This window comes from Frankia sp. AiPs1, assembly GCF_023716945.1.
Lineage (GTDB): Bacteria > Actinomycetota > Actinomycetes > Frankiales > Frankiaceae > Frankia.
This window is the reverse complement of sequence record NZ_JAMQQF010000235.1, coordinates 1-8,600: the sequence shown is the minus strand read 5'-3', so window position 1 is coordinate 8,600 and position 8,600 is coordinate 1. Positions and strand designations below refer to the sequence as shown.

The 8,600-nt window shown below is 71.6% G+C and carries 8 protein-coding genes and 2 pseudogenes; 8 read left to right on the top strand and 2 right to left on the bottom strand.

The genetic code is table 11. The annotated features are described in order from the left end of the window. Positions 1–533: 533 nt before the first annotated feature. The 3 genes from ND748_RS18955 (at position 534) to ND748_RS18945 (ending at position 3,081) form a co-directional block, all read left to right on the top strand. The gene (locus ND748_RS18955) at positions 534–1,283 is read left to right on the top strand and encodes a rhomboid-like protein (protein ID WP_251747323.1); all 750 of its coding nucleotides are present in this window, start codon (positions 534–536) and stop codon (positions 1,281–1,283) included. A 368-nt stretch (positions 1,284–1,651) separates the two neighbouring features. Then, on the top strand, positions 1,652–2,053 hold the full coding sequence (locus tag ND748_RS18950) for a hypothetical protein (protein ID WP_251747321.1): 402 nt from the start codon (positions 1,652–1,654) through the stop codon (positions 2,051–2,053). 605 nt (positions 2,054–2,658) lie between these two features. After that, the gene (locus ND748_RS18945; protein WP_251747319.1) at positions 2,659–3,081 is read left to right on the top strand and encodes a hypothetical protein; all 423 of its coding nucleotides are present in this window, start codon (positions 2,659–2,661) and stop codon (positions 3,079–3,081) included. Between the two features lie 283 nt (positions 3,082–3,364). On the opposite strand, the pseudogene ND748_RS18940 reads toward ND748_RS18945, so the two are convergent. Then, positions 3,365–3,718: pseudogene (locus tag ND748_RS18940) on the bottom strand (VOC family protein); the annotation flags it as partial. Here ND748_RS18940 and ND748_RS35085 point away from each other — a divergent pair. The 4 genes and pseudogenes from ND748_RS35085 (at position 3,674) to ND748_RS18925 (ending at position 6,696) form a co-directional block, all read left to right on the top strand. Further along, positions 3,674–4,113 (top strand): annotated as a pseudogene (locus ND748_RS35085) (MarR family winged helix-turn-helix transcriptional regulator). The pseudogenes ND748_RS18940 and ND748_RS35085 overlap by 45 nt on opposite strands. A 190-nt stretch (positions 4,114–4,303) precedes the next feature. Continuing rightward, entirely contained in the window at positions 4,304–4,843 is a 540-nt protein-coding gene (locus ND748_RS18935; protein ID WP_251747325.1) for a GNAT family N-acetyltransferase, read from the top strand. A gap of 191 nt (positions 4,844–5,034) precedes the next feature. After that, the gene (locus ND748_RS18930; protein ID WP_251747317.1) at positions 5,035–5,655 is read left to right on the top strand and encodes a (d)CMP kinase; all 621 of its coding nucleotides are present in this window, start codon (positions 5,035–5,037) and stop codon (positions 5,653–5,655) included. Between the two features lie 246 nt (positions 5,656–5,901). Beyond that, positions 5,902–6,696 carry a DUF402 domain-containing protein gene (locus ND748_RS18925; protein WP_251747315.1) on the top strand — a complete coding sequence of 265 codons (795 nt, stop codon included), beginning with the start codon at positions 5,902–5,904 and terminating at the stop codon, positions 6,694–6,696. Between the two features lie 78 nt (positions 6,697–6,774). Here ND748_RS18925 and ND748_RS18920 read toward each other — a convergent pair whose 3' ends face one another. Continuing rightward, positions 6,775–7,359 carry a TIGR03668 family PPOX class F420-dependent oxidoreductase gene (locus ND748_RS18920; RefSeq protein ID WP_285902360.1) on the bottom strand — a complete coding sequence of 195 codons (585 nt, stop codon included), beginning with the start codon at positions 7,357–7,359 and terminating at the stop codon, positions 6,775–6,777. A gap of 211 nt (positions 7,360–7,570) precedes the next feature. Here ND748_RS18920 and ND748_RS18915 point away from each other — a divergent pair. Beyond that, positions 7,571–8,600 (top strand): Rv2578c family radical SAM protein (locus ND748_RS18915; protein WP_251747311.1); only part of this gene is annotated, 1,030 nt, incomplete at its 3' end.

Sequence of the window (8,600 nt, the reverse complement as noted above, 5' to 3'; positions counted from 1 at the left end):
GCTGCCAGCAGCGCATCCGGCACGCCGCCCGGGCACCCGGGTCGCCACGGCAGCCTGACCTCGGACCTGTCCGGCGCACTGGACCGGCGCAGGCGTCTCGGCGCGGACCGGGCAGGCGAGCGGGCGATCTACCGCTCGCCGTCGGCCCCGACGCGGGTGTGGCGGTGGCCACATCCACGTGGCCGCGACGGGTGGCGGGGAATGCCTTGGCAGGTCACGATGTCATGACGGTGACAGTGATCCTCGTGGGCAGGGGGTGTTCCGTGATGCTGCCGGGTGGTAATGGCGACGCTCGGTATTCGAGAGTCGCTTCGCTGCGCAGCGCTGCCCCGCCATCACACCCGGCACCGTCACCGAGACGGGCCTCACCACCGGCATCGCCCCCGCGACCCGCATCGCCCTCGCGACCCCCGTCAACCCCGCGGCCGGCATCAATTCCGCGGCCGGCATCGTCGTCGCGCTGTGGGGCAGCCGCCCGCCGGACTGCGTCGAGGGCGACGTCGTGGTTGCGTGTGTCGCCGCGGCATTTCCCGGTGACGACCGTCCTGCTCGCGGTGCTCCTCGCGGCGCGAGTGCTACGCGGCGTTGACCCGGACCGCGCCACCCGCTGGCAGTGGGCGACGAGCACGACGCTGCACCAGATGCTGCACCACCCTCTCGGAGTCCTCGTCGGCAGCATCCCCTGGGTGACCGACGGGCCGGTGGCGCCGTGGCTGGCGTTCGCCGCGCTCGCCGTCGGCGGGTTGGAGGCCACGATCGGGAGCGTGGCGGCGCTCGCGGTCGCGTTCGGCGGCCACACCGCCGCGACACTGATCTCCGAGGGGATTCTGGGGCTTCGGGTCGTGACCGGCGGCCTGCCGTCCAGCGCGCTGCACGTGCTCGACGTCGGTCCGAGCTACGCCGCCGGTGCAGCCCTGGCCGCCTTGGTCGCGCTGCCCACCCCCCGTCGGCTGCGCACCGTCGCCGGTGTCACGCTCGTCGTCGTCGCCCCAGCGATGATGTACGGGGTGACCGACGGCGAGCTCGACGGGATCGGCCACACCGCCGCCCTCGCCCTCGGCGCGCTCGCCGCCACCATTCCCGCCCTGCGCCGCCGCGCCCGCCACGCACCGACGCCCGCACCGGCGCCAGCGCCGTTCCCAGCCGAGGCCTCGATCGCGACCGCATCGCTGCCCCCGTCCCCGTCCCGGTCGCGAGAGCGGGTGATGCGCTGGGTCGCTCGTGGCCGCGCGGCGCACGGCTGGAGGTTGACGGCGGTTCCAAGGCCGGCGAACCGTCACTGAGCCTCGGGTGAGAGCGGGCGGCCGCGGGCATCGGACGCCGAGGGGGGCTTCCGAAGCCGACCTGCCGCGGTTCGCCGCCGCCGACCGCCCCACCCGCGGCGTCCCCGTTTGGCAGGTTCCGTCATCTGCTCGGTCGACCTGCTACGTTCTGCCGCTGTCGGGCGGGAAGTACGTATTTTCCATCCGGGTTATCGCTGATGTCCGGGGAAGATCTGTATGTGTCGTCACGGATCCGACCTGAAATCCGTATCTAGGTTGACGGCGGGATCCCACCCACGAACAATCGATTTGGCATCAATGTTGGTTCTCGCGCGGAACGCCGATGCTTATCGGTCGGGTTGGCCGCGAGCCAGAAAACGGGGCGAAGCATGCCAGGTGTCAACGATAGTGTTTATCGCATCACGCTCGACGGGCGGCAGTTCCTGACCGCCGCCGGCGGGGGTAATGCCGTCCTTCTGCCGGAGCGTACCGATCGGCAGGCGTGGGAGGTCCAGCAGACGGAGAAGGAGACCTGGGTGATCCGTCCGGCGAACTCGTCGAGCTTTCTCGGCTTCGACGGCGAGCCGGACACCTTCGAGCGCGTTCGGGTGTTCGGCCAGCCGAGTGAATGGCGGATCATCGACGGTCCCCAGTCCGGTACCTACACGATCGGCGTGCCGGACAGCGGGCTGACTCTGGGGCTGCATCCGGCGCTCGTCTTCCCGCCGCTGATCGCGCTCTCGCCGGTCTTCGGCGAGGACAAGGGCTGGAGTTTCGAGAGCATCAACTAGCCGCGGCTCTCCCACGCGGGGCCGCCCGGAAACCCGTCCGGGCGGCCGGCTGCCGGCTGCCGGCTGCCGGACCGGCCGCCTGCGCCGTGGATGATCCGCCCTGGTCGTCCACGGCGCGATCGGACAGAGCGTCTCGCGGTGAATCAACCGCCTTCGCCTGGTGGTTTTCCCTCGGTGGGTCGGGTGGAAGTACCTTCACAGCCACAGTGTGATTTCGTCGCGGGGGTAAACGGACCTCGACCTCATTACCGATCGTCCCCGCAAGAACGGGGAAGTAGCGGGTTCGCGGGACCTGTCAGTACGAGAACGACGAGAAAACCCGGTCGTGGTCAATCCGCCGACCCGGGGAATCCGGGTGTGGCGTGCACGGCCTGCCGGACCGTGTGCGGGCATGATGGTGCCCGGCGCCACGGGCGGCGCACCTCACCTCCGAACCTCGTGTTCATCGCGCATCCACCTGCCCGAGCGCCGTCGCAGCACCCGCCGCATCGGCACCATGCCGGTATCGGCCGCGAAAGGGGAGATCCCGCCGCGGCGCGGCATCCTCCTGCCCGAAGCCGGCGGTGTCACGGCCGGTTGTCTGACGACCAGAAACGGGGTTGACCGTGGGAAAGATCGCTGACGGCGTGTACCGGATCCGCATCGACGGTCGGGATAACCTGACCCTGAGCTCGCCCGACCGTAACAACATCTTCCTCCTGCCGGGTGAGGGCCCCGGGCAGGAATGGGAGATCAAGCAGTCCGGAAACGGGCAGAACGGCGACAGCACCTACACGATCCGGCAGACCACCGCGCCGCTGTTCGTCGGCTTCGACGGTTCCCCGGACGTCTTCGAGCGGGTTCGCCCCCTCCCCGAGCCCCGCGAATGGCGGATCACTGAGGGGCCACGGCCGGGCACGGTCAACATCGGCGTCGTGGAGAACGAGCTCACCCTCGGCCTGCACCCGGCATTGATCTTCCCGCCGATGGTCGCCCTGTCGCCCGTCTTCGGTGAGGACCGCGGCTGGTCCCTCCAGCCCGCCGGCTGACCTGGCTGCCGTCGTCCCTGCAGGGAACACAGCCACATGACCACCCGGCGGCCACGAGGATACGGAGCCGGGGACGAAGTGGCGACCAAGCACGACTGTGCCGTGTCGCGGAATTCCATCCTGGTCGGCTGGCCGGCCGCGGCACGGCGCTGTGAGTTGCTCGTTCCCCGCACTCGTCACCTGGATGCGGGTGAACGCCCGGCCCGGCAAAAGGACCTGCGTGCCGGTTCGCCGGCGTTGCCTTCCTCGAGTTCGGCGGGTGCTGCCGGTGGCGTTGGGCGTATCAGGCGCGGTCGTGGAGAGTGACCTGGTAGCCGTCAGGATCGGCGAAGGTGAATGTCCGCCCGAAGGGGCCGTCGATCGGTGCGGAGACGATGGTGTGACCATCGGCGACGAGAGCATCGTGAATGGCCTGGACGTCTGTGGCGTGGAGCCAGATCGCCGCACCGATGCCGGGCTGAGCAACGGACGCGAGATCGGTGCCGGGAACGACGTCGCGGAGTGCGAACGCGATCGGCTTCGTCGCGAAGACGACGGCGTGCGGAGGTCCGTCCTGCGAGCGGACGAGGCCGAGGTACTGCTCGTAGAACGCCTGCGAAGCGTCGAGGTCGCCCGCTTGGAGCGAGACGAAGTCGGGTCGAGCGCCCTCCGCACAGCCATGGAGGAGGTGCTGCGCCCGCTTGGGATGAGCGTGACGCGCTACTCATGCCTCGAACTGCTGGCTCAACGACCGGGCTTGTCGAACTCCGAGCTCGCGCGGGGCGCGTCCGTGACACGGCAGTCGATGAACGTGCTTCTCTGGGCCCTGGGACGAGAGGGCTACGTGACCAGGCCTGCGGAGGCACCCGTCGGGAAGGTACTTCCCACGCGGCTCACGCCTCGCGGCCGACGGAGCCTCGAGAAGGCGACCGTAGCGGTCCGGTCCGTCCGGTCAGAATGTTGGCCGGCATGACCGAGGCCGAGCAGTCAGGTGCGTTCCGGATCCTGCAGAGAATGATCCATTCCCTGCGCGAGGGCAACGACGGCGCATAGCTCGTTCCCCGCGCACGTCTCGTCGCGCCCGGACACGAGTGCAGCCGAGCCCGAAAAATGGATCCGCGGGCGGCCCGAGCCGAGTCGGGCGTCCGCAATGCCGATACACTCGGGCCGATGGCAGAGCCGCGTTCCCGATCGTCGCCGTGAGCGCAACGACGACGCCGACACTATGACCATCCCCGACACTATGACCATCCCGACGCTGACGACGCCACGGCTGATCCTGCGGCCGATTGAGAACGGTGACGTCGACGGGTTCACCCGGATCTGGTCCGATCCCGAGTTCGCCCGCCATGTCGGCGGGCCGGTCACGTCGCCGGACGCCGTGTGGCACCAGATGGCCGGCTGTATCGGGTGCTGGTTGCTCACCGGGGTCGGACCCTGGTCCGTGGTGGAGCGGGCGAGCGGGACGCTCGTCGGACGGGCGGGATTGTGGGACGAGCCGGGCTGGCCGGGCGTGGAGGCGCTGTGGTACATCGGTCGGCCCTGGTGGGGGCAGGGATACGCGGTGGAGGCGGCCGCCGCGGCGATCACCTGGGTGCTCCGGGTGCGACCCGAACTCGACCGGGTGTGTGCGGCGATCGTCCCGGCGAACATCCGATCGGTCCACGTCGCGCAGCGCCTCGGGATGCGCCGGACGGGCGCCGAGTACCTGCACGAGGAGACACACGCCATCTACGTCGTCAGCCGTGCGGACTGGTCTCGCCGGGCGGGCGCCGACGCGTGACCCGATGGGCCGGTACGGTCACACCGACAAGCCGACGACGGCCGCATAGCGGTGCGATGACCGCACAGCGGTGATCTGTGCACGTTGTGTTGGACGGACGGGTTGCCCGGCAGGACGCCGATCCGCCGGAGAGCCCTTCCCGCCGACGTGACTCGGGTTGGCGGGGAGGCGGTCGGGAGGAGAAGGGCCTCGTGGCGAACGGTGGCGCGGACAGCGACGTCGGGGTGAGTCCGGCGGTGGAGATCGCGCAGTGGGTGGCCGGGCGGCGGGCGCGGGCGGGGGAGACCCGGGTGCTTGCCGTCGACGGGCGCTCCGGCGCGGGTAAGTCGACGCTGGCGCAGGCCATCGCCGAGCGTCTCGATGCGCCCGTGGTGCGGATGGACGACCTGTACGACGGCTGGGACGGGCTTGCCGCCGGCGTCGACCAGCTCGTCGCGCGGATCCTGCGCCCGCTGGCCCGCGGGGAGCGGGCGTGTTGGCGCCGCTACGACTGGCACCAGGGGCGCTACGGCTCCCGACAGACCCTGGAACCGGCGACCGCGGTCCTCGTCGTCGAGGGTGTCGGCGCCGGCGCGCGGGCTGCGGCACCCCTGCTCAGTGGGCTGGTGTGCGTCGCGGCGCCGCTGCCGGTGCGACGGCGCCGCGCGCTTGCCCGGGACGGGGACACCTTCGCCGCGCACTGGGATCGCTGGGCTCGCCACGAGGATCGGTACTTCGCCGACGAGGACGTCGCCGGCCGGGCCGATCTCCTCGTCAACGGCGCGCCCGCCGGCGACGCGTCGGCTACCAGGCGGGCAGCCAGTGGCCGGTGACCGGATCGGTGCAGCCGGCGGATCGCCAGGCTGTTGCGGTGGGCGTGGGCGTGGGCGTGGGAGTGGGCGTAGACGTGGGTGTTCGCGTGGCGGCGGGGCCGTGGCGGCACGGTTTCGGTGGGACTCAGATCGGGCTTCCCGTGCCTGCCGGGCCGTCCGATCCGGACGGTTCACGCGTTCGGTCCGGGCGGGTGGGGAACATGTCGCGGCCCACCCGGGCCTTCGCCGTACAGTCAGGCGGTGACGATGCCGGAGAGTCCAGCGGTCAACGGTCCCGCCTCGCCGCAGCCCCTGCCGGCGGGGGTCTCGTCCGCGGGGAGGTCCTCGACCGACCCGGTCTCCCGCCTCGACGCCGACCCGGCGGCGCGGGGAGCCGCGAGGAGCCTGGCCGTGGCCGCGCCGTACACGCCCGGTGAGGTGGTCGTGCATCGGTCGTTCACCACGAAACGGCTGGTGTTCGTCCGCACCGGCCACGTCGTCGGCCACGACGAGCGCGGCCTGCGGCTGTGGATCCCGCACGGCTGCCCGATGGCCGTCGAGCTCAGCGCGGACGGTCGCGGGCTGCGGGACATGCCCTTCGCCGAGTGGATCCGCCAGCCGACGGTGATGACGACGACCGTCTGGCGCGGGCCGAACATCTTCATGCTGATCCCGCCGCAGGGAGCCAACTCGGTGTGGTGGTTCTGGGACTGGCAGGGGCGGTTCGTCCGCTGGTACATCAACCTGGAGGAGCCCGCCGTCGCCTGGCGCCACGACGACCTCGTCGGCGTCGACACCACCGATCATGACCTCGACCTGTGGGTCACGCCGGAGCGGACCTGGGAGTGGAAGGACGAGCACGAACTGGAGGAGCGCCTCGCCTTCCCCGAGCACTACTGGGTGCCCGACCCGGACGCGGTGCGCGCCGAGGGAGAGCGGCTGTTGCGGCTGGTGGAGGCCGGCGCGTTCCCCTTCGACGGCACCTGGACCGACTTCCGCCCGGACCCGTCCTGGCAGACCCCCGACGAGCTGCCCGTCGGCTGGGACCGCCCCCGCGCCTGACCCCCGCCGCCGCTGACCCCTGCTGCCCCCGACCTCTGAGCCCGATCGCGAGGTCTGGACGGACGGTGTCGGCGCGGTTCACGTGCCCGTGGGGGAGTCGGAATAGGCCCAGCCGGACCAGCGGGTCACGGCCACGACGATCGCCGGACCGGTCGGCGGGACCTGCCGGTACTGGTAGTAGCGCGCGGTCAGGGCCGCGACGGCCGCGGCGTGCCGCGGATCCCCGGCCTCGACGATGCGGGCGAGCCCGTCGGCCCGGGCCCACCACAGCCGCGCCCAGTCGTCGTCGTAATGGTCGACCAGCAGGCTGACCAGCGGATTGTCGTGGATATCGCGCAGGCGTCGCAGTCCGGTCTGAGTGCTTTTCGGTTTGTGGTCGACGACGGTCACGATCGTCGCGGGCGGGTCCACGCTGCCGCGATCACCGCCAGTTTCCCCCACCTCGCGGGGCTCGCCGGCCGCCTTGGCAGGCGTGCCCACCGCTTCGGCAGGCGTGCCCACCGCTTCGGCAGGCGTGCCCACCGCTTCGGCAGGCGTGCCCACCGCTTCGACGGCGAAGGTCACGGGTACCACGAGCGGCTGGCCGTCCGCGCCGCCGGTGGCCAGCCGGGCCACCCGGGCCGCCGCGAACCGATTCCGGGCCTCGAGGCCACTGAGCCGCATCCGTTCACTATGCCCGCAGCCTCCCCACGCCCGCAGCCTCCCCGAACTCCCCTTCCCCACGTCCGCCCGCCCGAGGCCAGCACCCCGCGCGGGCCGCAGCCCCTTTCTGCCGGCGGCCCTTTTTGCTGATAACCCTTCTTCCCGGCGGCCCTCATACGAGCGGGAGGTCCTCGGACTGGACAAACTCGTCGAACACATGTTCCCATGAGGCATGCGTTGGGACAACCTCCGGCTAGCCGCCACCGAGCAGCCCGTCGCGGCCGGCGCGAGCGCGCCGTCGCTGCTCGCCCGGGGCGCCGTCACCCGCACGTTCGACACCCCCGGGTTCGCCGGTCTTACCTTCTACGAGATCCACGCCCGGTCCGTGCTCAACCGGGTTCCGCCGGCGTCGCGGATGGCGTTCCGCTGGACGGTGAACCCCTACCGTGGCTGCTCCCACGCCTGCCGGTACTGCTTCGCGCGTGGTACCCACGCCTACCTCGATCTCGACACCGGGCGCGACTTCGACACCCAGATCGTCGTCAAGGTCAACGTGGCCGAGCGGCTGCGCGCGGAGCTCGCCGCGCCACGCTGGCGCGGCGAGCACGTCGCGATGGGCACCAACGTCGATCCCTACCAGCGGGCGGAAGGCCGCTACCGGCTCATGCCGGGTGTCCTCGCCGCCCTGCGTGCTGCCCGCAACCCCTTCTCGGTGCTCACGAAGGGCTCGCTCATCGTGCGTGACCTCGACCTGCTCGCCTCCGCCGCGGAGGTCACGCAGGTCGGCGTCGCACTGTCCGTCGGCTTCGTCGACGACGAGCTGTGGCGGCTCGTCGAGCCCGGCACACCGCATCCCCGACGGCGGCTGGAGGCATGCGCGGCGCTGAGCGATCGCGGGATCCCCACCGGGGTCCTCATGGCGCCGATCCTGCCGTACCTCACGGACTCTCCTGCGGCGCTCGCCCGGGCGGTGGAGCAGATCGGGCAGGCCGGGGCGTCGTCGGTCACGCCGCTGGTGCTACACCTTCGGCCCGGCGCGCGGGAGTGGTACCTGAGCTGGCTTGCCGAGCACCATCCCGCGCTGGTCGGCCCGTACCGCCGGCTCTACGGGTCCGGGGCGTACGCGCCGCGCGCCTACCGGGATCGGATCGCGGCGCAGGTTCGGGAACTCGCCGAACGGGCCCGCATCGGAGCCGCGGCGCCGCGTCCGGTCCGGCGCTTCGCGACCTCCGCGCCGCCGCCCGCGGGGGCGGCCGAGCCGG